At 58.0% G+C, this 1634-nt stretch carries 2 protein-coding genes; both read left to right on the top strand.

Annotated features, from left to right (window positions below):
• Positions 1 to 620, top strand: a 620-nt coding sequence (locus tag WBQ70_RS02960; RefSeq protein ID WP_423910338.1) for an N-acetylmuramoyl-L-alanine amidase family protein, incomplete at its 5' end; no start/stop codon positions are given.
• Between the two features lie 62 nt (positions 621 to 682).
• Positions 683 to 1634 (top strand): MlaD family protein (locus WBQ70_RS02965; protein WP_423910341.1); only part of this gene is annotated, 952 nt, incomplete at its 3' end.

Below are 1634 nucleotides of genomic sequence, written 5' to 3' on the forward strand. Positions count from 1 at the left end.
CCCTGAAGCTGGTGCTGGCGCTGGGCAAGGAAATTGAGGCGAAGATGCCCGACGTAAAAGTGGTGTACACCCGCAAAACCGATGTGTTTGTGGAACTGGCCGACCGCGCCAACATTGCCAATAAGCTCAATGCCGACCTGTTCATCTCCATCCACTGCAATGCCAGTGCGCCCTCGGCTCACGGCACCGAGGTCTGGACCATGGGGCCGCACAAAACCGATGCCAACCTGGCCGTAGCCAAGCGCGAAAACTCGGTAATTCTGCAGGAAGATAACTACAAGGAGCAGTACAACGGCTTCGACCCCACCTCGCCGCAGAGCCATATTCTGTTCAGCCTGTTCCAGAGCGCCTACATGGTCAACAGCCTGCGCTTCGCCCAGAAAATCGACCAGCAGTTTCGCACCACCCTCAAGCGGCCCTCGCGGGGCGTAAAGCAGGCGGGATTTCTGGTGCTCTGGAAGTCGGCCATGCCCTCCGTGCTGATTGAATCGGGCTTTCTGACCAACCGCCAGGAAGAACAGTATCTGAACGATAAAACAAATCAGGCGTATATGGCCTCGGGCATCTACCAGGCTTTCCGCGACTACAAGCAGGAGCTGGAAATCGGCTCGGGCGACTAACCCGGCCGCGCAACTGCCGGCCCGTCTGCTGACTCTTTCCCTCCATATAACCGCGACCTCCCGTGTCCAAAGAAATAAAAGTAGCCCTGTTGGGTCTCGTAGCCGTTGGGCTATTGATTTTTGGCTTCAACTTCCTGAAAGGTAGTAACATCCTGTCGTCTGATCGGACGTACTTTGCCAAGTACGACAACGTAGACGGTCTGGCCATCGGCAACCCCGTGATTCTGAACGGCATCAAGGTGGGCCAGGTGAAACAGATGGAACTGCTGCCCGAAGAAGCCAACCGCATCAAAGTGTCCGTGGAACTCCAGAAGGGCGTAACGGTGGGCGACTCGACCGTGGCCAGCCTCAGTGGCTCGCTGCTGGGCTCGAAAACCATCACCCTGTTTCTGGGCCGCAACTCCAAGGTGTTCGATGGTGGCGAGGAGTTGAAATCGTACACTGTAGCCAGCCTCACCGACGCCTTCCAGGCCAAAGCCCTGCCAGTGCTGGGCACCGTCGATTCGACGCTGACCAAGGTAAATGCCTTCCTCAACAAGGATGCCCGCCTGAGCCTGCAGGCCACGCTGCTTAACAGCCAGGCGGCCACCGAGGCGCTTAAAAACATGCTGCTGCTCAATCAGCGCAACATCAACCAGATTACCGGCAACATGGCCACGCTCACGGCCGACCTGAATAAGACCAGCAAAAAGTTCGACCGCGTAGCTTCCAACTTCGCCCTGCTCAGCGACTCGCTCAAGGATGCTCCCGTTGGTCCGGCCATGCGCAAGCTCAACAACACCATGACCGAGGCCCAGAGCGCCATTACCACCCTCAACCGCTCGCTCACCGACCAGCAGGGCTCGTTGGGCAAGCTGCTCAGCGACAGCACGCTCTACCGCAACCTCAACGCCACGGCCGCCAGCTCCAACGCCCTGATTTCCGACCTGCAGGCCAACCCCAAGAAGTTCGTGCACGTCTCTGTGTTTGGCGGCGGCAAGAAATCGAAGAAGGAAGTGGAAACCACCGTTACCA

Source organism: Flavobacterium sp. (assembly GCF_049590715.1).
Taxonomy (GTDB): domain Bacteria; phylum Bacteroidota; class Bacteroidia; order Flavobacteriales; family Flavobacteriaceae; genus Flavobacterium.